This window comes from Micromonospora sp. NBC_00617, assembly GCF_045161355.1.
Taxonomy (GTDB): Bacteria; Actinomycetota; Actinomycetes; order Mycobacteriales; family Micromonosporaceae; genus Micromonospora.
In genome coordinates this window covers 1,364,333-1,386,295 of sequence record NZ_CP107751.1, presented here as the reverse complement: position 1 = coordinate 1,386,295, position 21,963 = coordinate 1,364,333, and the positions used below count along the sequence as shown (strand labels likewise).

23 protein-coding genes are annotated in these 21,963 nt (G+C 72.2%); 10 read left to right on the top strand and 13 right to left on the bottom strand.

Translation table 11 applies throughout. The features are described 5' to 3' along the window. Positions 1-10: 10 nt before the first annotated feature. From OG505_RS06245 to OG505_RS06235, 3 genes are all read right to left on the bottom strand, one after another. Positions 11-364 carry a YciI family protein gene (locus OG505_RS06245; protein WP_405431661.1) on the bottom strand — a complete coding sequence of 118 codons (354 nt, stop codon included), beginning with the start codon at positions 362-364 and terminating at the stop codon, positions 11-13. Positions 365-403: 39 nt separating this feature from the next. After that, positions 404-817 (bottom strand): DUF6069 family protein, encoded by a 414-nt coding sequence (locus OG505_RS06240; RefSeq protein WP_405431660.1) that lies wholly within the window; start codon positions 815-817, stop codon positions 404-406. Positions 818-915: 98 nt separating this feature from the next. Further along, positions 916-1,128, bottom strand: a complete 213-nt coding sequence (locus OG505_RS06235) for a hypothetical protein (protein WP_405431659.1) — start codon at positions 1,126-1,128, stop codon at positions 916-918. 30 nt (positions 1,129-1,158) lie between these two features. On the opposite strand from OG505_RS06235, the gene OG505_RS06230 reads away from it, so the two are divergent. Beyond that, complete coding sequence (locus tag OG505_RS06230) at positions 1,159-1,695, top strand: hypothetical protein (protein ID WP_405431657.1); 537 nt, start codon at positions 1,159-1,161, stop codon at positions 1,693-1,695. Between the two features lie 119 nt (positions 1,696-1,814). On the opposite strand, the gene OG505_RS06225 is transcribed toward OG505_RS06230, so the two are convergent. Beyond that, the gene (locus tag OG505_RS06225) at positions 1,815-2,249 is read right to left on the bottom strand and encodes a glutaredoxin domain-containing protein (RefSeq protein ID WP_405431656.1); all 435 of its coding nucleotides are present in this window, start codon (positions 2,247-2,249) and stop codon (positions 1,815-1,817) included. Positions 2,250-2,471: 222 nt separating this feature from the next. On the opposite strand from OG505_RS06225, the gene OG505_RS06220 reads away from it, so the two are divergent. The 3 genes from OG505_RS06220 (at position 2,472) to OG505_RS06210 (ending at position 5,147) form a co-directional block, all read left to right on the top strand. Beyond that, the gene (locus tag OG505_RS06220; RefSeq protein WP_405431655.1) at positions 2,472-3,635 is read left to right on the top strand and encodes a hypothetical protein; all 1,164 of its coding nucleotides are present in this window, start codon (positions 2,472-2,474) and stop codon (positions 3,633-3,635) included. Positions 3,636-3,836: 201 nt separating this feature from the next. After that, positions 3,837-4,442, top strand: a complete 606-nt coding sequence (locus OG505_RS06215; RefSeq protein ID WP_405431654.1) for a response regulator transcription factor — start codon at positions 3,837-3,839, stop codon at positions 4,440-4,442. Between the two features lie 120 nt (positions 4,443-4,562). Beyond that, positions 4,563-5,147 (top strand): response regulator transcription factor, encoded by a 585-nt coding sequence (locus OG505_RS06210; RefSeq protein ID WP_405431653.1) that lies wholly within the window; start codon positions 4,563-4,565, stop codon positions 5,145-5,147. A gap of 26 nt (positions 5,148-5,173) precedes the next feature. Here the strand turns inward: OG505_RS06210 and OG505_RS06205 are convergent, their stop codons facing one another. The 4 genes from OG505_RS06205 to lanKC all read right to left on the bottom strand — a co-directional run bounded on the left by OG505_RS06205 (position 5,174) and on the right by lanKC (position 11,468). Then, complete coding sequence (locus tag OG505_RS06205) at positions 5,174-6,949, bottom strand: ATP-binding cassette domain-containing protein (RefSeq protein WP_405431651.1); 1,776 nt, start codon at positions 6,947-6,949, stop codon at positions 5,174-5,176. Beyond that, on the bottom strand, positions 6,946-8,673 hold the full coding sequence (locus OG505_RS06200; protein ID WP_405431650.1) for an ABC transporter ATP-binding protein: 1,728 nt from the start codon (positions 8,671-8,673) through the stop codon (positions 6,946-6,948). Before OG505_RS06200 ends, OG505_RS06205 begins: the two co-directional genes overlap by 4 nt. Before the next feature lie 75 nt (positions 8,674-8,748). After that, positions 8,749-8,868 (bottom strand): SapB/AmfS family lanthipeptide, encoded by a 120-nt coding sequence (locus OG505_RS06195; RefSeq protein ID WP_013734295.1) that lies wholly within the window; start codon positions 8,866-8,868, stop codon positions 8,749-8,751. 5 nt (positions 8,869-8,873) lie between these two features. Continuing rightward, on the bottom strand, positions 8,874-11,468 hold the full coding sequence (gene lanKC, locus OG505_RS06190; protein ID WP_405431648.1) for a class III lanthionine synthetase LanKC: 2,595 nt from the start codon (positions 11,466-11,468) through the stop codon (positions 8,874-8,876). Between the two features lie 490 nt (positions 11,469-11,958). On the opposite strand from lanKC, the gene OG505_RS06185 reads away from it, so the two are divergent. Further along, the gene (locus tag OG505_RS06185; protein WP_405431647.1) at positions 11,959-13,701 is read left to right on the top strand and encodes an RICIN domain-containing protein; all 1,743 of its coding nucleotides are present in this window, start codon (positions 11,959-11,961) and stop codon (positions 13,699-13,701) included. A 103-nt stretch (positions 13,702-13,804) separates the two neighbouring features. On the opposite strand, the gene OG505_RS06180 is transcribed toward OG505_RS06185, so the two are convergent. The 3 genes from OG505_RS06180 to OG505_RS06170 form a co-directional block, all read right to left on the bottom strand. Beyond that, positions 13,805-14,161, bottom strand: a complete 357-nt coding sequence (locus OG505_RS06180) for a DNA polymerase ligase N-terminal domain-containing protein (protein ID WP_405431646.1) — start codon at positions 14,159-14,161, stop codon at positions 13,805-13,807. Positions 14,162-14,223: 62 nt separating this feature from the next. Beyond that, positions 14,224-14,880, bottom strand: coding sequence for a response regulator (locus OG505_RS06175; RefSeq protein WP_405434404.1), 657 nt, complete (start codon positions 14,878-14,880; stop codon positions 14,224-14,226). A gap of 5 nt (positions 14,881-14,885) precedes the next feature. Beyond that, positions 14,886-15,734, bottom strand: a complete 849-nt coding sequence (locus OG505_RS06170; RefSeq protein ID WP_405431645.1) for a sensor histidine kinase — start codon at positions 15,732-15,734, stop codon at positions 14,886-14,888. 112 nt (positions 15,735-15,846) lie between these two features. Here OG505_RS06170 and OG505_RS06165 point away from each other — a divergent pair, with 112 nt between their 5' ends. Genes OG505_RS06165 through OG505_RS06155 form a run of 3 tightly spaced genes read left to right on the top strand, consistent with a single transcriptional unit; the run spans position 15,847 to position 17,944 of the window. Continuing rightward, on the top strand, positions 15,847-16,560 hold the full coding sequence (locus OG505_RS06165; RefSeq protein ID WP_405431643.1) for an ABC transporter ATP-binding protein: 714 nt from the start codon (positions 15,847-15,849) through the stop codon (positions 16,558-16,560). Further along, positions 16,557-17,306 (top strand): hypothetical protein, encoded by a 750-nt coding sequence (locus tag OG505_RS06160; RefSeq protein WP_405431641.1) that lies wholly within the window; start codon positions 16,557-16,559, stop codon positions 17,304-17,306. Before OG505_RS06165 ends, OG505_RS06160 begins: the two co-directional genes overlap by 4 nt. Beyond that, the gene (locus OG505_RS06155; protein ID WP_405431640.1) at positions 17,303-17,944 is read left to right on the top strand and encodes a hypothetical protein; all 642 of its coding nucleotides are present in this window, start codon (positions 17,303-17,305) and stop codon (positions 17,942-17,944) included. Before OG505_RS06160 ends, OG505_RS06155 begins: the two co-directional genes overlap by 4 nt. A 25-nt stretch (positions 17,945-17,969) precedes the next feature. On the opposite strand, the gene OG505_RS06150 is transcribed toward OG505_RS06155, so the two are convergent. Next, a complete protein-coding gene (locus tag OG505_RS06150; protein ID WP_405431639.1) occupies positions 17,970-18,572 on the bottom strand; it encodes an alkaline phosphatase PhoX in 603 nt (200 codons plus the stop codon). 155 nt (positions 18,573-18,727) lie between these two features. After that, complete coding sequence (locus tag OG505_RS06145; protein ID WP_405431637.1) at positions 18,728-19,444, bottom strand: TetR/AcrR family transcriptional regulator; 717 nt, start codon at positions 19,442-19,444, stop codon at positions 18,728-18,730. Positions 19,445-19,547: 103 nt separating this feature from the next. On the opposite strand from OG505_RS06145, the gene OG505_RS06140 reads away from it, so the two are divergent. Further along, positions 19,548-20,531: an NAD(P)-dependent alcohol dehydrogenase gene (locus tag OG505_RS06140; RefSeq protein WP_405431635.1), complete on the top strand. Its 984-nt coding sequence runs from the start codon at positions 19,548-19,550 to the stop codon at positions 20,529-20,531. Positions 20,532-20,687: 156 nt separating this feature from the next. After that, positions 20,688-21,890, top strand: coding sequence for an MFS transporter (locus OG505_RS06135; RefSeq protein ID WP_405431633.1), 1,203 nt, complete (start codon positions 20,688-20,690; stop codon positions 21,888-21,890). Positions 21,891-21,963: the final 73 nt, after the last annotated feature.

Below are 21,963 nucleotides of genomic sequence, written 5' to 3'. Positions count from 1 at the left end.
CGGCTCCCGCTCAGGCTTGGGACAGCTCGTCGAACGGGCGCACCTCGACCGGGCCGCAGGCCGTCGCGCACCGCTCGGCCCAGGCCAGCGCCTGGTCCAGGTCCGCGCACTTGATCACCCAGAATCCGGCGATGTGTTCCTTCGTCTCGACGAACGGCCCGTCGCTCATGGAGGTGGCGCCGTTCTCGACCCGGACGACGGTGGCGCTGTCAGGTGACGTGAGCCCGCCGGCGAAGACCCAGGCGCCCGCGGCCTGCATGTCGTTGTTGATCCGCCCGGTCTCCCGGAACATGACCCCCATCTCCTCGTCCGACGGCGTCGGCGCGCCCTCGACGACGTGCACGGACAGCAGGTACTGCTTCATGATGATCCTCCGATAGTTCGACGATGAGTGGGGAACAGGTCAGGCGGCCAGGCGGCGCGCGACAGCCGGGATCACGATCGCGGCCGCGACCAGGTGGGTGAGCATCAGCAGCGCCCTGGTGGCCGTCCCGGCGTCGGCGAGCACGTCCGGCACCAGGGACAGGACCGTCAGCACCACCGTCGTACGGACGAACGCGCGCCGCGGGCGCTGCGCGAAGCGGGACAGCAGCACGGCGAGGAGCACGCCGATCGACGAGAAGACGGCGGTCAGCACGCCGAACCCCGGCACCGGAATCGGGGCGCCGCTCACGTCGAGGCTGATTCCGGCCGCGTGGCCGGCGGCGGCGACCGTCATGGTGGCGGCGCTCGCGGCGACCGTGGCGATCGCACCGGCCCCGATCAGCGCGCCGAAGGCCGACGTGGTGGTGCGGGTGGTCTGCGCGGTGGTGGTCATCGTGCCCTCCAGCGGGGTGTGGCCCGTCTCGATTCCGGGCTCTCACCATGGCTACGAAGAGAGCCGGTCCCGATCGACAGGCGCACCCACAATATTTTCTACTGCGAGGTGGTTCGCTGGTTCCAGTCCGGCGCCGACGAGATCGTCGACGTGCAGTGCCACCGGCCCGGCGGCACGCGCGAGGACACCCCGTTCACCGTGCTCTGGACGACCAGTTCGGGCGTGCTGCCGGCCGGCACCTCCCACGCGTACGTGCAGTGGGGCGGCGGCGTGGTGGTGCAGTCGTACAACTCGACGGGCGTGGTGAACACGGTCGGGCCACTGGGGTCGGGCAGTACCTGGTGCGGCTGCCCGGGGTCGGGTTGGCCGGGGTACTCGCCGGCGACGTGCAGGTCACCGCCGTACAGCCCAACGCCGGCCCCCGGCGGTGCAAGGTCTACTCCTGGGCCGCGGTCGGCAGCGACGTGCAGGTGTACGTCTTCTGCTACGACCAGGCCGGCGCGTTCACCAACACCGACTTCGCCCTGTCGTACCACCGCCGGCGACCGGTGATCGGCTCCCTCGCGCCGCCGTCGTACTTTGGTTACCTGGGCACCGCCGTCGGTGGGCCGACCAACGACAACTCGGTGCTCGGCGTCGGCGCGAACACGGTGGCGCCGCTGGTGCCGGCCGGCCGCTACCTGGCGACCTTCCCCCAGATCGGGCTCAAGGAGACCCACGTCCAGGTGGTGGCGCAGGGCGCCGGCAGCAACTACTGCCACCTCACCACCCAACCATGGACGTACACCACCAACGCCGACGTCGACGTGATCTGCTTCGACAACGCCGGCGTCGTCACCCCGCACCGCTTCCTGGACACCTTCATCTCCCGGCTCTGACGTCACCACCGCGCCGGCGGTGGCCGCTCGCGGTCGCCGCCGGCACGATGAAGCCGCGCCACCCGACCGAGCCCCCAAGATGCGGGCCATGACGGGGCCCTCGCCCGGGGGCGGGAGCGTCAGAGCGAGCGGAGCCGCTCGCGGAGCCAGGCGCGGTCGGGGTTCACCACAGCCTGACCGCCGAGCACGACGGTGGGCACCGTCTCGTTGCCGCCGGTTATCGCCCGAACGGCGGCGGCACCCGCCGGGTCGTGCCAGATGTCCACCCAGTGTGCCCGCCGAGCGAGCCGGCCAAGTGAGAACCGGAGCTGGAGGCAGTAGCGGCAGCCGGGGCGCCAGTACACGATCGGCAGCCCGTCCGCCGCGCTGGCCCGTTGCGCCTCGGCGGCGCCCACCGAGCGGGGGAAAGCCCACGGCGACAGCAGCAACGCCAGCACCAGGAAGATCAGGAACTCGACACTGCCGACCACGGGTAACCCGGCGGCCAGTTGAGACACCAGGACCGCCACGCCGAAGGTCGCCATTCCGACTGTCAGGGCCCACCGCCGCGCCACTCTGGGGACACTACCGAACGAGCGGCTGCGCGTTCTCGCCGACCTGGTCGGGACCTCGGGTCGCACCCCCGGCAGACATCGCGGGCGCGGTGGCCGAATCCGGCCGACGACCAAGCGCATCACCAGGTGCAAATATGTGAGTGCATCGCTACTATGGGTCAGCAATCCAGAGGGATGGGGGGTAGTGCCCGCGTGCGAAGTCCCGTCAACGGAACCGCGACGATGTCTGTGCCAAGCCGGCCGGCTGCGCTCGTGGCCGGCCGACTACGCGGGCTCGCCCGCCGGTTGGTGCTGATCGCGGCTGCCGTCGGGGCCGGCTTCCTCCTGGCCGCCCTGTTCCAGGGGCCGGCCGCCGCCGACGGGATACGCAGCGACCACGGCGACGAGCCTCATCGGCAGATCCGCGCCCTGGTCGAGCCGATCGCACGGCTCACGGTCACCGAGCGCTCCGCGGGTGAGCGCCCGCGCGTCGTGCGGGCCGACGAGCCCCGCCAGGATCGGCCCCGCGCCCCGCTGGCAGGGGCCATCGGCAGCGTCGTCGACCCCCGTGACGTGACCCCCTCGATGCCGCCTCGTCGGTCGACGGCCGCATCGCCCGGGTCCGTGCCGCTGCCCCGGGTCGGCGCAGCCGTGCCGCCCGGGGCCGCCGAGCGCGCAAGGCTCCGGCCCGACTCCCCAGCACCCGAGGCTCATCGTCCAGTTCGCCGTGGGCACCCGTCCCGGCCGGACGCCGATCCGATGCCGCGGCCGGTCCCCGCCGCGGCCAAGGCACACGCGTTGCCCGTACCGGCCGGATCTCTCGCGGTGGGCCTGATCACCACCCCACTGCCGCGCGTCATCACCATCGTGCGGACCGTGCCGATCCAGCCTGTCATCGTGGCACTTCTCCGTGTCACGGACGCCCTTCTACCGCCCGCTCCCAGGGCGGTGATCCCTCCGGCGACACCTCCGCTGACCGCTCCCCCGGCGCCCGGCCCGGCCACCATGCCGGTGACCGTCTCGCCACCCGCAGCGGCCGTGCCGACACCACCGGCGCGCTCGCTGATGTCGCCCGTCCGCGCCGCGCCGGTGGTCGTATGTGCCACGGCAGCGCCGCCTCCCGTCGCGTCGCCGCCGATGTCCGTCGCCGTCCCCGCGCGTCCCACGGCCTCGACGGGGCACCTCGACGCGCGCCCGGCCCCGTTGGCCGCGACCGGCGACCTTCCCGGCCGACCCGTCGTACCGGTCGACCAGGATGCCGCCGGCGTCGACGATGGATCGACGGCGGGGCCGGGTCTGATCCGGCCGGTCGACCGGCAGTCGCCCCTCGCATCCGAGGTGCCCTGCGAACTCGTGCCACTCCTCGTCGAGCGCCACGCTCCGTCTGCGATCGCCCGCCCGGGCTGAGGCGGCTCGACCGACCCGGATGGCCGGCCGACACGCTCGGACCCATCCGCTGGCCTGGTCGATCAGTGCCCGTGCCCGTCTGCCGTGACGGTGCCACGGGCCCATGCCTATCCGTCCGTCGCGCACGCCCCTACTGACCAGCCCGTGGACGTTCCGGGAGCGGTGGCCGGTGTGACGCGTACCTGAGATCGGAGAAACGTGGTGATCCACGTTGTCGTCGCCGAGGACATGGGTTTACTTCGCGGTGCGCTCTGCGCAGCGCTGTCAGGTGAGGAGGACATGAAGGTGGTCGCCGACGTCGAGGGTGTCGGCGAACTGTTGACGGTGGTGCGCCGGTGCAGACCCCAGGTGGTGGTGCTGGCGCTGACACCGGAGTCGCCCGACCCGGTGGAGATGGTCACCCGGATCAGCGCCGAGGCGCCGCACGCCGCCGTGCTGGCGATGAGCCCTCGGTGGAGCCCCGCCCTGGTGGAGGCCACGCTGGCGGCCGGCGCACGCGGCCTGCTCGGAAAGGACAGCTCCCTGGTGGAGCTGGTGCGGGCGATCCGCGCGCTCGCCGCCGGGGAACGGGCGATCGACCCGGCCGCCGCGGTGGCGGTGCTGAGCCCTCCGGAGATCCCGTTGACCCCTCGGGAGATGGACGTGCTGCGGATGGCGGCCGAGGGTCTGCCCCTGAAGGAGATCGCGGCCCGCCTCTACCTGGCACACGGGACGGTGCGCAATCACCTCTCGGTGATCCTGCGCAAGACCGGTGCTCGAAACCGGTTGGAAGCGGTCTGGCGTGCGCGGAGTAACGGCTGGTTGTAGCCGTTGGGGGCGGGGCCGGCGAAGGTGTCCGGAACCGCCCCCGTCGCCGTGCGGGCCCCACCGATGCGTGTTTGAATATCGACGTAGTGTGATCGCCTTCGGAGTGCGGAAAGGTTCATCGTGATCCGTACCCTGCTCGCCTTGGACGGTGCCCTGGTGCTGGGCGCGCTGTCGTTCGTCCTCGCCGCCGAGGACGACATCCGTGTCGTGGCGGAGGTGGATCGCGGCGACGCGGTCTCCGCGGCCGTCCGCGCCCAACGCCCCGACGTGGTGGTGGCCGACCTCGACGTCGTCGAGGGAGTCGATCCGAGCCGCTTCGGTCGGTGCCCCGTCCTGCTGCTGGCCCACCCACATCGGGCACGGCGACTGCGCGGCCTGTTCTGCCCGACCCGGACGGTCGGCATCCTGCGCAGCGACGCGGGCCCCCAGCGGGTCATCGACGGGATCCGCCGGCTCGCCCGCCGGGAGCCCGTGCTCGACGCGGATCTCGTCGTCGCTGCGCTGCGCTCGAACGGCCCGCTGACCAGCCGCGAGACGCAGGTGTTGACGCTGACAGCGGCCGGGGCGCCGGTCGCGGAGGTGGCGGCGTCGCTCGGGCTCAGCCGGGGCACCGTCCGCAACCATCTCGGTCGCATCACCCGCAAGGTGGGTGCGCGCACCCGGGTGGAGGCCGTACGGATGGCACGCGAGGCCGGCTGGATCTGACGGCGCCGTCGGCTCGGGCGCGCGGTTCAGCTCAGCCGCGCACCCGTTCGGGACAGCGCCACCGGATCGTCCCAGCAACCGACGAGCGCCCGGTACGTGGCCGAACGGGCCATCAACTGCTCGTGCGTACCCACCACGGGCTCGTCGCCGTCGAGGACCAGCACCCGATCGGCCCGCAGCGCGGAGCTGATCCGGTGCGCGATCACCACGAGGCTGCCGGGCCGCCGGGCGAAGGCACTCTCGACGGTCGCCTCCAGCGCCGGGTCCAGGTGACAGGTCGCCTCGTCGAGGACCACCAGCGGGACGGGTGCCAGCCAGGCCCGCACCGCCGCGATGAGCTGCCGTTCACCGGCGGAGAGCAGAGCCGGCACGACCGGCGCGTCCAGACCGCCCAGGCGGGTCGCCAGGGGGCGCGCACCGAGTTCGGCGAGGGTGACCTCCAGCAGGTCGTCGTCGGCGTCCGGTCGCAGGTAGCGGAGGTTGTCGGCGAGGCTGCCGGTGAAGACGTACGCCTCCTGCGGCACCAGCACTCTCATCCGGGCCAGGTCGGCCGGCTCGGCGTCGGCCACCGTCGCGCCGGCCAGGCGGACCGTGCCCGCCTGCGGCGGCACCAGACCGGCCAGCAGGGCGGCCAGGGTGGACTTACCCACGCCGCTCGGGCCGACCACGGCGAGGTGATCCCCCTCGGCCAGCGTCAGTGCGAAGTTCCGGAGAACGGGCCGGGCGCGCGGGCCGTAGCCGAAGGTCAGTCCGCGGACCTCGACGGCCGGTGAGCCGTCGACCGGACGGGCCGGCGGGCGGGCGCGTGGCGTCCGGGCGGTGGGAGCGGGCAGGTGGGGTTCATCGGACACCGGACCGGCCCGCAGGATGTTCTCCAGGGTGACCGCGTACCGCAGCCCGCCGCCGCCGATGCCCTGCACCAGCGTGTGCAGTGCCGGTTGCAGGCCGGTGGAGACGTAGATCAGCGCCCCCAGCACCGCGCCCGCCGTCAACCCGCGTTCGACCAGCCACGGGGCGGCCGAGAGCAGCACGACCAGCGGCAGCCAGCCGCCGATGGCGAGGCTGAGGCTGCGGATCACCGCCATCCGGGCGAGGGCGCGCTCGGCGGCGGCCTGTGCCGACACCTGCCGTTCCACGTCGGCCGTGACGCGTGCCTGCGCGCCGCAGGCCAGCACGTCGCGGTGACCGGCCAGCGCGGCCGACGCCGACTGGCCGAGTTGTTCACCAGCCCGGACGTACGCGCGCTGGTGCCCGGCCATCGCCGGCAACGCGGCGAGGAACACGACCAGGCCGGCGACCAGCGGCGCGGCGGCCAACGCCGCCACCACCGGCGCCAGGGCGAGCAGACCGAGCAGGGCCGCGCCGGCGGAGAAGAGGAAACCGCGGGTCACCATCAGCAGACCGGCGAAGGTGTCGCGGACGATCTCCATCTGGTGGGTCAGCCGGGTCACGGCCCCGCTGTCCGGGCGACCACCGGCCCGGGTGGCGTCGCGCAGGGCACCCCGGACCACCTGAGCGGCCACCTCGTCGCGGAACGGCTCGACCACGGCGCCGAGGCTGCGGTACGTCCGACCGGTCGCCGCCGCGCCGACCAGCACGGTCACGGCGAGTACCCCCAGCCACGCCAGGCCGTTGAGGAGCCGGCCGGCCAGGAAGCCGTCGTCGACGGCGCGCGCGACCAGGAGGCCGGCGAGCAGCGCGGGCAGCGCCTCGACGAGCGACCAGCCGCAGAGCCGGGCGAGGTCGCGCCGGCGGGCCCGCAGCGCCCGCCAGGTCACCCGTCGTACGCTCAGACGGCTCACAGCCCACCGCCGGCCGGCTGGAAGAGAGCACGGTAGTCCGGGTCGGCCCAGAGTCGCCGGTGCGGCGCCAGGCCGCGCAGCCGACCGCCGTCCAGCCAGGCGACGAGGTCGGCCGCAGCGGCCGCCGCGATCCGATGGGTGATCACCAGTCGGGTTCGCTCGCCGCCGCGTCCGAGAACCGCCTCGGTGATCCGGTGCTCGGTCGCGGTGTCCAGGCTGGACATGGCGTCGTCCAGGATGAGCAGCCGCTCGGCGGCGAACGCCCGGGCCAGGCCGAGGCGTTGGGTCTCGCCTCCGGACAGCGGTGTGTCCACCAGTGGGGTGCGGTAACCGTCGGACAGACGGTCGATCACGTCGGCGACCGCTGCCCCGCGGGCCCCCGAAAGGACCGCCGGCGAGGCGGGTCTCCCGTCGGCCGGCGGCGTCGCGGACTCGACCGGCAGCGCCAGACCGATCGCGTCATGGACTGTCGCGCCGATCAGCACCGGCTGGTCGAACGCATAGCCGACGGCTCGGCGCAGCGCCGCCCCGTCGAGGTCGCGCAGCGGCACGCCGTCCAGTCGCACCTCACCGCCGTCGGGGTCGTGCAGCCGTCCCGCCACGGCGGCCAGGGTCGACTTGCCGGCACCGGACGCTCCGACGACGGCCACGATCGCGCCGGCCGGTACGTCCAGGTCGATGCCGTCCAGGATGGGGCGGCCGTCGTCGGCGTGCACGCGTACCCCGCGCAGTCGCAGGGCTCCGCCGCCGGGTGGAAGGGGTCGCTCGCCCGCCGGCGCGGCGGGCTCTGTCAGCAGCTCGGCGACCCGGTGTGCCCCCGCGCGGCTGCGGACCAGGTGGTTCAGGGTGGCGAGCACCCCACCGAGGCCGGCGCCCATGGCCGCGTACCGGACGGCGGCGACCAGTTGGCCCGGCGTGAGCCAGCCCGCGGTCAGGGCGTACCCGCCGACCGCGATGACGCTGAGGTTCAGCAGCGGCGCCACGGCGGAGGTACGCGCGCTCGCCCGGGCCAGCAGTTCCCACGCGCGCCGCCCGTGCAGGCCCAGCTCCGGTAGGGCCGCCAGCACCCGGTCCTCCTCACGGTGGACGGTGGCGGCGGCGGCGATGGTCCGGGCGCCGGTCAGCGACTCCAGCAGTCGGCCGGCGATGGTGCCGAGCACCCGCTGGTATCCGGCGGTGGCGGCCGAGGCGTCGGCCACGAAGGCGCGCATGAGGACGGCGAGCAGGCCGAGGCCGGCGAGCAGGGTGATCCCCAGGACCGGCTCCATGATGGCGAGCGCGACGACGCTGCCGAGTGGTGGAAGCACCGCGACGATGGCCAGGACCACGGCGTTGCCGGCCTGTCCCGCGTCGGCGGCCTGGCCGACCAACCGGCCGACGAGATCACCCACCGGATAGCGGCGGGTGGTGCGGACATCCACGGCGAACAGGTGACGCAGCAGGCGCCGGCGCAGTCCGGCGGTGGCGCGTGCCGCACCGAACCCGCTGGCCAGGTCGGTGAGGGTGTCGACGCAGACGAGGACGACGACCAGGGCGCCGGCGACCACCGCCCACCAACCGGAGCCCCCGGCGAGGGCGGCGTCGACGGCACGGCCGAGGGCCGCGGGCAGCAACAGTTCGGCGGCCGCGCCGAGCAGCGCGACCGCCGCGAGTCCACCGGTCCAGCCGCCGCCGGCCAGAACCGTCCGCCTCAGCAGCCGGTCCCCCGCCTCGAACGTCGGCATCGGTCCTCCCAGTGCTACGCGGTCGCCCTGGGTGGGCACGTCTGCCCGCCCAGGGCGACCGCGTTCTGCGATGGATCAGTTGCAGGTCGTGACGGAGAGCGAGCTGTCGCCGCAGAGCAGCAGGCTCGCCCGGCTACCGCCACCCGTGCGGTCGGCCGGAGCCATCTCCAGGCCCTGGAGGTCCAGAAGCGCCATGTCGTTCACCTCCCTTCCATCCATTCGTCGATCCTGTCGCCCCCGCTGTCGCGAGGGAGTCTCTGCGCGCCCGACAGGGGCGCGAGGAAGGGCAGCACCGGCGGCTCGTCGTGTCGCGCACAGGCCAGCGCGTAGAGCACGCCGGCGGTGCCGGTGCCGAAGTCCATGGAGAGCCGCAGCAACTGCTCGCCGGGGAATGCGGTCCCGTCCCGGTACGGCAGCGCGTGCCAGGTCAGCCGGTCCACCTGTGCGGCGAGTTCCCGGCGGTCGACATCGTGGGCCGAGGCGGCGAGGTAGGCGATGATGCCGGCACGGCCGGCGAAGAGCCCGGACTGTGCGTAGAACGGTGACCGCGCCGCGCGGCGGATTCCCGCGCTGGCCTCGGCGAACCGGTCGTCGGCCCGGTGGCGCAGGTACGCATCGAGGACCAGCCCGATACCGACGCTGCCGTGCGCCAGGTACGGCATGGTCCGCCAACCCTCGTTGACCTCCAGGGCGCCGTCCGGCCGCAGCACACACCGGCGCAGATCCTGGCGCAGCGCCGTGGCGGCGTGCCCGAGCAGTTCCTCGTCACCGCTGAGCTCGTAGAGCCGCAGCAGCATCAGCGCCGGTCCGGTCCGGCCGCGCAGCAGCCCGGCGTACGGGTTGCGTCCGCCGCTGACGTCCGGGCCCGGATCGTCGGCCAGTTGCCCGATCACCCGCTCGGCGGCCCGCCAGGCGGCGTCGCGCAACGACGCCTCCCCGGTGCGCCCGGCCAGCTCGGCCAGGTTGAGCGCGATCCCGGACAACCCGCTCGCCAGGCTGTGGTCGAGCCCGTCCAGGGGCTCGCGCAGGCAGATGTCGAGCACGTCCAGCGCGTCCTGGCGGCGTCCGAGGTGATCGAGGGCGTAGGCCACACCGTGCAGGCCGTCGTAGAAGCCGCAGCGGGTGCCGGACGGTGGCGCTGTCGCTCGCCGCACCAGCCAGTCCTCGTGCTCGGGCCAGCGACCGGCGCCGCTTTTGTCGAGCGCGTACAGCACTCCGGCCGCCCCGTGGGCGAGGTTGAGGCCGCCGCTGCGGAACTGCTCGATGTCGCCGGGGAAGAGCCGGTCGTCGCGCTCGGGGGTGGCGCTCGCCAGGATCGCCGTGGTCAGTCGGTCCCGCGTGGTGGGCCACTCGTCCGCGTCGGGAGCCCCGTCCGGGTCGGCGACCTGGGGGCCACCGGTGATCTCCTCGACGGCCGGGTCGAGGAAGGACCTCGGCACCGGGAAGTTCGCGGCGATGATGTCGGCCAGGTGAGCCGCCTTCGCCGGAGCGAGCCGCACCAGCTGGGTCAGGGGGAGGAACAGCGCCAACCGCAGGCACGCCAGGGCGTACCGGTCGACCGCTGGGCCGGTTCGGTCCCGCGGTGCCGCGAAGCCCTGGTTGCGCAGTCCGGGCCGGCGGTGCCCGGCGATCGGGGCGGCCACCTCGAAGTCGACCAGGGCGACCTGGTCGTCCGGCCGGATCATGATGTTGAACAGGTGCAGGTCACCGTAGACCAGGCCGCGCTCGTGGATCGCCGCGACGAGGGACTCGACCTGCTCGTGGATGTGCCGGGCCCAGCGGGCGTACGCCGCCCGGTCCTCGTCGGTCGCGTCGGCGTCGATCAGCGGGTACCGGTCGACCAGCACCTTGTTCAGCGGCCGACCCTCGATGAACTCGAGCGCGAGGAACCGGTGCTCGCCGAGGGCGAACTCGTCGTGCACCCGCGGCACCTGCGGCAGGTCGGCCAGTTGCCGCAGGGCCTGCGCCTCGCGGGCCAGCCGGGCGACGGCGTCCGTGCCGTCGGCGTCCAGGCCGGCGTGTGGTCGGGCCTCCTTCAGCACCACCTCGGTGTCGGTACGCAGATCCCGGCCCACGTACAGCCCACCGCCGTTGGAGAAGTGGATCACCCGCTCGATGCGGTACGGCACCTGGTTGGTGCTGGTGTCATTGCGGGCGGCCAGGTGCGGGCCGAGGAAGTCGGGCAGGGTCACCCAGGACGGGACGTGGAAGACGGGCTCACGGCGATCCGGCACCAGCGCGCCGGAGTCGTCCTCGATCGCCGGCACCACCTGACCGTCGGGTGAGTGGCAGTAGCGGGCGGCGAAGCCGCCGTAGCGCACGTGGACCGGGCCGTCGCCGTAGCGGAGGTCGCTGAGGATGTACGGTCCGGTCTCGCCGGTGAGCAGCTCGTCGAGCTCCTTGCAGACCAGCTCCAGTTCCGCGTCCTCGCGGGGGTAGACCGTGATGAACTTGCCGCTGGCGGCCCGCGCGGCGTACTTGGAGTTGCGCAGCAGCAGCGTGCGGGGCCCGCGGAGGAACTTGAAGGACAGGCCGCGGGGGACGCAGTAGTTCCAGACGGCGTCCAGCACCCGCTCGGCGTTCGCCAGGCCCGCCGACACGTGGATCTTCCAGCCCTGTTGCGGCAGCGAGCCGCCGTCGGGCGCGTAGATCAGCCAGTCGTCGAGCGGCTCGCGACGCCAGCCGGTCGGGATGGGGCGCTCGGCGGCCGGGAAGACGGGCTGTGCGACGGCGCTGCCGAGCGAGTCGTAGAACAGCCGATCCGCCGCGCAGTAGCTGTCGTAACGTTCGTCCACCGTCCCGCCTCCTCTCGAACTCGGCCGGGCTGGTTGTTCCGGCGTTGAATCGAGTTTCATCGACGGGTGGTGGTGCGCCCCAGTGCGCTTAGTCACGGACTTCGATGCAGGGCGCATCGGTACACATGACATTAGTCAGGCCCGTGAGGCCGGCGCCGCGATCACCGCCCACCGGCCCGCACCCGAGGACGCCCGCGAACCTCGTTGGCGCTTTCGCGGCCTGGCGAGCCCCTGACCTGGGACTACTTCGATGTGGTCGGTGACGCAACGCGTTCGTCCGCTCACCGGCCTGCTCGTTCTTGACCCTCGACGCGAGCGGAACTTAGACTCCGGTGATTGTTAGCGTTAACAGTCACGTCACTCGATCGAAATCGGAGAGGTCATCGCCACCGGGGTCACCGTCACTCTCGGTGGCGGCGCTGCGAACCGGTGCCGACCGGGCCGATGGGACCGCGACGGCGCGTACCACCACCAGCCAGGAGGACGAGACATGACGAACGATCAGAACAAGCCGGTACGCGACGAGCCGAGACTGCTGAGCCGACGAACCATCCTGACGACGATGGGGGCCGTGCCGGTCGCGACGGTCGCGGCGGTCGCGGGGGCCACGGAAGCCTCGGCGGCGGCGGCGACCATCAACCTGTCGGCACAGCGGCAGACGATCCGAGGCTTCGGTGCCATGGCCCACGCCGCGTGGATCGGCGACCTGACAGCCGCCCAGCGGGAGACGGCGTTCGGCACCGGCGAGGGCCGGTTGGGGTTCTCCCTGCTGCGGATCCCCGTCGGCGAGAACCAGGCGGACTGGAGCGCTGACCTGGCGACAGCTCAGCGCGCGGCCGAGCTCGGCGTGACCGTCTTCGCGTCGCCGTGGAATCCCCCGGCCAGCATGATCGAGACCTTCACCCGCGGCGGTCAGACCAACGCCAAGCGCCTCCGGTACAGCTCGTACGGCGCCTACGCCCAGCACCTCAACAACTTCACCACCCACCTGCGCGACAACGGGGTGAACCTGTACGCCATCTCGGTGCAGAACGAACCCGACTACGCGACGGAATGGACGTGGTGGACGTCCACGGAGATGGTCCGCTTCCTGCGGGAGAACGCCGGCTCGATCAGCACCAGGGTCATCGCCCCCGAGTCCTTTCAGTACGTGAAGTCCATGTCGGACCCGATCCTGAACGACTCCACGGCCCTGGCCAACGTCGACATCATCGGGGCGCACCTCTACGGCACGTCGTACTCGAACTTCCCCTACCCCCTGTTCAAGCAGAAGGGTGCGGGCAAGGAACTCTGGATGACGGAGGTCTACTACCCGAACAGCAACACCAATTCCGGCGACGCCTGGCCCGAGGCGCTCGACGTGGGCGAGCACATCCACCACGCCATGGTGGACGCCGAGTTCCAGGCGTACGTCTGGTGGTACCTCCGGCGCAGCTACGGCCCCATGCGCGAGGACGGCCAGATCAGCAAGCGCGGCGCCATGATGGCGCACTTCGCCAGGTTCGTCCGCCCCGGGTACGTGCGGATCGACGCGACGGCGAACCCGGCGTCGAACGTCTACGTCTCGGCGTACCGGGGCGGCGACACCGTCGTGATCGTCGCCGTCAACAAGAACACCTCGTCGGTGAGCCAGCAGTTCACCCTGTCGAACACCTCCGCGTCGGGCAGTGTCACGAACTGGCTGACGGACGGGAGCCGGAACGTCGCGCCCCAGGGCGCGCTCACCATGTCGAACGGCTCCCTGACCGTCACGCTGCCCGCGCGCAGCGTGATGACCCTCGTGGCGAACGTGAGCGGCGGCACCAGCACCGGGGACACCTACAAGCTGGTCCACGCCGATACCGGCGTGGTTCTCGGCGTGCAGAACATGTCCACGGCCGATGGCGGCCTGGCCGTGGTGTGGGGCGACACCGGCACCGCCGACCACAACTGGGGCAGGGTCACCGACGGCAGCGCGTTCCGGTTCCGCAACGCCAACAGCGGCAAGGTCCTCGGCGTCGAGAACATGTCGACCGCCGACAACGCCCGCGTTCTGCAGTGGAGCGACAACGGAACCGCCGACCACCGCTGGACCCTGGTGGCCAACAGCGACGGCTCCTACCGGATCCGCAACGTCAACAGCGGCAAGGTGCTCGCCGTCCTCAACGGCTCCAGCACCTGGGGCGCCCAGGCCGTCCAGTACACCGACAACGGCAGCACCAGGAACAACTGGCGCCTGGTACAGGTCAGCTGACCATCTCGCAGCACGGTTCCGGGCCGAGGGCATCCGGTCGGCCCGGAACCGCCGCCTCGACAGTCCACGCTGACCTGCCCGGGCCACGGGGCCCGCGTGAGCCTCAACCCGGTGGCTGCTCCTTCGTCAGGTGCAGCAGCCACCCCTCGCCGGTACGGATGAGCGCGTACCGCCTGCGGTCGGTGCGCCCGTGCAGCGTGAACAGCATCCGACGGTCGGTGCGGTCGTGCTCCTCCCAGGTGCCGATGTCGGCGATCGACTTGTCGGCATCCTCGTAGGTGAGGTGATCAAGGTGGTGATCGGGCACCGCGATCGCGAGCCGGTTGTCGCTGGGACTGTCCGGCAGACCACGGGGAACCGCCCACGAGCGCAGCACGCCGTCCTCCTCGAGCCGCAGGTCGAAGTGCGGTCGGGGTTTGCGGTGGTGGTGCAGGACGAAGGCGGGGCGCACCCTTGCCATTGTCGACGACCTCCGGCCCGGCCGCCGGTCAACCGGGTCCGTGACGAGCACCGCGTTCGGGTTCAGCCGCGCGGCCGCACCAGCCCCGCGTCGAACGCCGCGATCACGAGCTGTGCCCGGTCCCGCACGGGGAGCTTCGCCATCAGGTGCGTGATGTGGGTCTTCACCGTCTTCACCGAGATCGCCAGGGCGGTCGCAATCTCGTCGTTCGACAAGCCGCCGGCGATCAGCGTCAGCACCTCGATCTCACGGCCGGTCAGTCGCCGCATCGCCGGCGTCGGCCGATTGGGTCGGGGCGCCGTGACGTAGTGCGCGACGAGCCGGGTGAGGATCTTCGGCGCGAACAGCGATTCACCACGGTGGGTACGGCGGATCGCCTCGATCAGCTCGTCGGGGTGAGCGTCCTTGAGCAGGAAACCCGACGCGCCCGCGTGCAACGCCTCGTAGACGTACTCGTCCAGCTCGAACATGCTCAGGACCAGGACACGGGCGGTGGACAGCGCGGGGTCGGCACAGATGCGACGGGTGGCCTGGAGGCCGTCGAGGCGCGGCATCCGCACGTCCATCAGGACAACGTCGGGGCGGGTGGCGCGGGCGCACACCACGGCATGCGCGCCGTCGCCGGCCTCGCCGACCACGGCCAGGTCGGGCTCGTTGTCGATGATCGTGGCGAGGCTGCGTCGGAGCAGCGCCTGGTCGTCCACCAGAAGCACGCGGATGCCGCTCACGCCGCCTCGTCCCGGATCCGCGCGGTAAGACGGAAGCCCGCGTCGACGTGCTCCGCCGACAACGTGCCACCGAGACCGCCCACCCGCTCCCGCAACCCGGCCAGCCCGTGGCCGGCACCCGGTGAAGCGCGCCATCCGTCGACGGACGGGCCGGCGTCCGCCACCGTGACCACCACGTAGGTGTCGTCCCGGTACACCCGCACCCGCACGTCCGTCGGCCCCGCGTACCGCGCCGCGTTGCTGAGCGCCTCCCGCACCGTCTTGCACACGGCGAGCTGTACACCCTGCGACACCGGGCCGAGCGGCTCGACCGTCAGCCGTGCCCGAATACCGGCGAGCGACGCCCCGTGCACGATGCCGGGCAGGTCGTCGAGGTTCTCCACAGGCGCACGGCGGTCGGCGGCCGACGGCTCACGCAGGACCGTGAGCATGCGGCGTAGCTCGGCCGTCGCGTGCCGGCTCGCGTCCTCGATATCGGTGAGCGCCACCGCCACCTCGGCAGGCTTGGGTAGGTGCCGGGTGGCCGCCGCGCGGACCGTGATCAGACCCAGGCCGTGCGAGACGATGTCGTGCAGGTCGCGGGCAATGCGCAGCCGCTCGGCGAGCACGGCCTCGGACGCTGCCCAGGCGGTCAGTCGCGACTCGTAGGCGACTCGGTCGGCGCGGGACCGCCGCACCGCCCATATCGCGGCCGCGACAGCGACGCCGACTATCAGCGGCGGCAGTATGACCGCGACCGGGCCCTGCGCGCCGACCGTACACATGACCATCACCAGCACGCTGACCGCCACGGCGACCAGCGGCACGGCCCTGGACCGCCCGGAGGGGCGCGGATGGGCGTTCACCACCCCGACTGTAGTTCTCAGACCAGGGTCTGACGGTCCACGGACCGACCGGGCCGTGCGGATCCGAGAACGGTCCGATGTGTGCGGGCCGGATCACCTGTTCACTCGATTCATGATCACTATTGATCGCGTCAGCAAGACCAAGGGCAGGACACAGATCCTGTGCGACGTCACCTTCGAGGCACGACCCGGCCGGGTCACCGGCTTCCTCGGGCCGAACGGAGCCGGCAAGACGTCGACGCTGCGTATCCTCCTCGGCCTGGACGAGCCGCAGAGCGGGACCGCGCTGATCTGCGGGCGCCCCTACCGGCAACTGCAGCGTCCGCTGACGACGGTCGGCGCGCTGCTCGACGGCAGCGGGGCGCACCGGGCCCGCACGGCCCGCGCCCACCTGCGCTGGGTGGCCGCCAGCAATGGCCTGCCGGATTCCCGCGCCGAGGAGGTCCTCGAGGTCGTGGGCCTGACCGGCGAGGCGCGCAAGCGCGCCGGCCGTTTCTCCCTCGGGATGAGCCGCCGGCTCGGGCTCGCCACCGCGCTGCTCGGCGACCCTGCGGTGCTGGTCCTGGACGAACCGGTCAACGGTCTCGACCCGGCCGGGATCCGCTGGATGCGTGGGTTCCTCCGCGACAGCGCCGCGCAGGGCCGCACGGTCCTCCTCTCCACCCACCTGATGGGGGAACTGGCGGAGATCGCCGACGACGTCATCGTGATCAACAAGGGCCGGATTCTGATCCAGGGCAGGCTCGCCGACGTCACCGGCGATCACCGTACGCTCGAGGACGCCTTCTTCGCGCTGACCGCCACCGAGGCGGGTGACCCGTGGTGAGCCTGGTCCGCGCCGAACTCCGTAAGCTGCTCGGCCTGCCCACCGCCTGGGTCGGCCTGGTACTGGGCACGTTGACATCACCCGTGGTCGTCCTGCTGAACGCGCCGTACACCCGCCGTGCGATCGCCGACGGCACCCTCACCGACACGTCCGATCTGGGTCTACGCGACCTGGGTATCGGCCTGATCGGTCCGCTGGTCCTCGGTGTGATCGTGGTGAGCAGCGAATACACATCCACTGGTCAGGATGCTCCCGGCAGCCGCCAACTCACCGCGACGCTCACCGCGGTTCCCCACCGGCTGCGTCTGCTCGCGGCGAAGACCACAGCGCTCGTGCTGGTCGTCACGGCACAGGCGGCGGTCACCGTAGCCGCCACCCTCACCCTCACTCAGGTGCTGCACGGCGCACACGCGCCGACACCCGCCCCGATCCGAGTCGCCGCCGCGATCCTCTACTGGACGCTGACCGCGCTGCTGGCGTACGCGATGGTGCTGATCACTCGCAACGGCATCGTGCCGCTGACACTGCTGATCATCAACAGCTCCGTCGTGTCCGTGTCGTACCTGCTGACGAAGGTCACCGACCTCGCCGTCTACCTGCCGGACATCGTCGGAGCGCAGATGTTCATCCGCAGCGCGGACTTCCCCGTCGAGGTCGCTCCGGTGACCGCCGGTCTGGTGATGACGGCCTGGGTCGTCGCGTTGCTCGCGGTCGGCGCCGTTCTGTTTCAGGGGCGGGACGTGTGAACGCCGCCCGCGCAGAACTGGTCAAGCTGCTGACCCTGCCGTCGCTGCGCCGGACCGCACTGCTGACCTGGACCGCCAACCTCCTGCTGACGTGCGCGTACGCTTCCGCCGAATCCCGCGGTGAACCGCTCGGTGGCGACGCCGCACTGGCCCCGCTCGGCTACACCCAGGCCGGCTTCCTGGTGCTCGGCGTGCTGGCGGCCTCGTCGGAGTACCAGGAGGGCGGCCAGATCCAGACCACACTGCTCGCGATGCCCCGGCGCCTGTCACTGCAGGCGGCGAAAGCGCTCGCGCTGACCGCTCTGACGCTCCCGCTGGCCGCCGCGACGGCGGTCACCAGCACCCTGCCAGCCGACGGGGTCACCTGGACACCCGTCGCGACCGCGTACCTCACACTCAGCACGCTGCTGGCGGCTGCTGTCGCCTGCATTGTCCGCCGGGCTGTGCCCGCCGTGGTCCTGCTGCTCGGCCTCTACTTCATCGCCGGCCCGCTGCTGCGGGCCGGCGCCCGCAGCAGCGCCGCCTACCTGCCGGACACCGCAGCCCTCGACCCGGCCCACGGCGCCGCCGCCACGATCACGTGGACGCTCTGCGCGCTGACGCTCGCCGCTTTCGTGTTCCACCACCGCGACGCGTGACACCCAGCCGGTCGGTCTGGCGCGGTCAGCCCAGGTACTTTTCCCACGGGCCGGTGATGGCCAGGGTGAGGCCGGGGTCCTGCATGTTGACGAAGAGCACCTTGCCGTCGGCGCTGAAGGTCGGCCCGCAGAATTCCGAATCGTTGAGCTGGTTACGGGCGATCGGGTATGTCGGGCCGCCCGGGATCGTGCTGAGCACGTGCGAGGCGCCCGAGCCGTCCTCGGCGAGCACGAGGCTGCCCCACGGGGTGACGGTGACGTTGTCCGGACCGTCGAAGGTGAGGTCGGTGTACTTGAGGTCGATCTCGTGGTTCTGGATCAGGGTGTAGCGGCCGTGGCCGGCGTCGTAGACGGCCATGCCGTCGTGGTCCGACGGGGTCGTGCCCTGGCCACGGTCGAGTCGGGTGACGCCGGTCCGGGTGACCACGGTGTAGCTGAAGCCCTCGGGCAGGGCCAGGATCCCCTTGGGGTCGTCCACCAACGGCGGGAAGGGCAGGTGACTCCGCAAGCCCTGCGAGTGCGGCCGGCTGGGGCTGGCCTGCGCCAGGGAGGGCAGGCCACCGGCGACGGCAAGGCCCACACCGGCGGCGGCGCCGCCAGCGAGGAAGGTACGACGGGAGGAAGGCACGCGGATCAGCTCCTGGTCACGGCAAGTGCGACGGCTGAGAGCCAACTCCGGCCGACGGACATCAACACGTCACCCGGGGGGGTCGCGTGGTGACATCGGAGTGAAGAATCAGGGGCGCGCGCCACCTCGCCGAGCCGGCGGTGCGGGCGCTCGCTTCACCGGGCTCGCCGTGGCGATGTCCAGCCCTGCTGATGGAGCCGTTCGATGCCGTCGAGCAGCAGGTCCAGCGCGAACTCGAACTCGAACTGGTCATCGCAACCCTGCCCGACGACCGACTGGTCGTCGTGGGACGCCGCCCCGGCGATCTCCGCCAGGTGCGGGAACTGGGCGGCGAACTCCGGCGGCAGGTCGGCGGGCGGTTCGGTGCTGGTGGTTCCGGAGCGACCGGCCTGGCGGGAGGCGTCGAACAGTTCCTGGCTGAAGCCCAGGACCCGGCTGCCCATCGTGTGCATCACGTGGTGGGCGAGGTTGGCGGAGAACCCGCCGGCCTTGAAGGTCGCGACCACCGAGTCGAGGTAGGCGAGGATGGCCGGCGTCGCCATGTTCCGGGACTCGATCGCGAGCGCCGCCCAGGGGTGCCGGCGCAGCACCTCCCGCGCCGAGAGGATGCGCCGGCGGATGGCGTCCTTCCAGTTGGTGTCGGACGCGGGCGGGTCGATCTGGCCGACGATCACGTCGATCATGCCGTCGAGCAGTTCGTCCTTGTTGGCCACGTGCTTGTAGAGCGCCATCGGCACGACGCCCAGATCCTGGGCGAGGTTGCGCATGCTGAGGGATTCGATGCCGGCTTCGTCGGCGAGCGCCACGGCGGCACGCAGGACGCGATCCCTGCTCAGCGGCGTCCGGCGCAGCGTCTCAGCCTGCTCAGCCATCTCGTCCTCGTCCTGTCCGGCGGTTGTTGAACCATAACCGCCTTGACAGGTGTACGGCGTACACCTACCGTCAGTGTACGCCGTACACCCCTCGGGAGGGATCATGAAAGCGATCGTTCAGGACCGATACGGCCCGCCGGAAACCCTCGCGCTCGCCGACGTCGCCACGCCGACGCCCGCCCCGGGCGACGTGCTCGTACGGGTCGAGGCGGCCTCGCTCAACGCGTACGACTGGCATGCCATGCGGGGTGATCCCCGGATGGCGCGGTTGGCGATGGGCCGGACGCGGCCCCGGGCGCGCATCCGTGGCCGCGACTTCGCGGGCCGGGTCGAGGCCGTCGGCGCCGACGTCCGGCAGGTACGGCCGGGCGACGCGGTGTTCGGCGACCTCGGCGAGGCCAACGGGGCGTTCGCCGAGTACGTGTGCGTGCCCGAGACGATGGTCGCGGCGATGCCGGCGAACCTGACCCCGCAGCAGGCGGCAGCCCTGCCGCTGGCCGGCGTCACCGCGCTCATGGGGCTGCGCGACGCCGGGGGCGTCGGGCCCGGCCACCGCGTCCTCATCAACGGCGCCTCGGGCGGCGTCGGCACTCTCGCCGTGCAACTGGCCAAGGCGCTCGGCGCCACCGTGACCGGGGTGTGCAGCACCCGCAACGTCGACCTGGTCCGCTCGCTCGGCGCCGACCACGTCATCGACTACAAGCGCGACGACTTCGCCCACGGCGCGGACCGCCACGACGTCGTGTTCGACCTGGTCGGCAACCGCTCACTCAGCGAGCTGCGGCGGGCGCTGACACCGACCGGGACGCTGGTGCTCTCCGGCGGCGGCGTGTACGACGGTGGCAGCCTCATCGGCCCGGTCGGGCTGATCGCGCGCGGACGGCTGCTGGCCCCGCTGGTCCGACACCGCATCGTCACGCTCGCGACGACACCGGGCCGGCAGCACCTCGACGCGCTGGGCGCTCACGTCGAGGCCGGTCGTCTCACCCCGGTCATCGACCGTACGTATCCCCTCCACGAGGTGCCCGCGGCCATCCGGTATCTCGAAGGCGAGCACGCGCGGGCGAAGGTCGTCATCACCATCTGACGGCCACCGCTCGACGACATTCTCCGGTGACACCAGCGGCGCGACGCGGCCCAACGGAGGGTCGTGCCGCGCACCGCGACGGCCCGGCCAGCATGAGTGGAGGCAGGGCCGTCGATTACGGTGACCATGAACGGGGGGTGGGCCATGGTGTGGGAGGTGTCGCCGCGAAGGGCCGGGGCCGTGCTCGTCACGCTCTCCCTCGCCGCGTTCGCGTTCATCACGACGGAGTTGCTGCCCGTCGGCCTGCTGACCCACATCGCACCCGACCTCGACCGGTCCCGCTCGCAGGTGGGTCTGCTGGTCAGCGGGTACGCCGTCGTGGTCGTGCTGGCATCCGTGCCGCTGGCCCGGCTGACCCAGCGGATTCCCCGGCGGCACCTGCTCGGCGCCACCATGTTCCTGTTCGCCGTCGCGAACGCCGCCGCCGCACTCGCCCCGACCTACGCGGTGCTTGCCGGCTCGCGCCTCGTGACCGCTCTCGCCCAGGCGCTGTTCTGGTCCGTCGCCACGGCGACCGTGATCGGGCCTTTCCCGGTCGCGGTGCGCGGCCGGGTGGTGGCGCTGTTCGCGACCGGGGCGACGCTCGCCCCCGTCCTCGGCGTACCCCTCGGCACCTGGCTCGGGCAGCAGGCCGGTTGGCGCGCGGCGTTCGCCGTGCTCGCCGGAGTCGGTCTGGTGATCGCCGCCGCGGTGGTCGTCCTCCTGCCCTCGTATCCCCCGGCGGCGGGCGGCGCCGCCCGGGGAACCGCACCGGACGGGCGGCGCTTCGCCGTGCTGCTGATCGCCACCGCCCTCGGCATCGGCGGCTTCATGACCCTGCAGACCTACATCACACCGTTCCTGCTCGACATCAGCGGCTTCGCCGACGCAGCCCTCGCGCCGCTGCTGTTCGCCGCCGGCACCGCGGGCGTCCTCGGCACCCTGGCCGCAGCCCGAACTCTGGACACCCGGCCCATCGGCTCCCTGCTGACGCCGCTGAGCATCGGTACGGCCGCGTTGTTCGGCATGTACGCGCTCGGCACGCTCCGGCACGGCACTGTCGCATTCCTCGCCGGGATCGGCCTCGCCTACGCGGCGTTCGGCTCCGCCGTGCAGAACCGGATGCTGCAACTGGCTCCCGGCAGCACCGACATCGCGTCGGCCGGCGTCAGCACCGCCTTCAATGCCGGCATCGCTGGCGGATCGCTGCTCGGCGGCGCCCTCCTGCCCACCTCGGGGGCACGCCCGCTGGCGCTCGCCGGTGGACTGCTGACGCTTGCCGCCCTCACGCTGCTCGCCGTGGACACGCGGCTGCGCCACAGTGGCGGGTCCGCGCCGACCATCGCCCGCCCCCCGGCCAGCCGCGCAGTTACGCGGTAGGGCGGTAGGGCGCACCCGCCCGGACGGGTACGGCGTTCGACGATCGGCGGAGCGAGTCCTCGCGCCGGCTCGG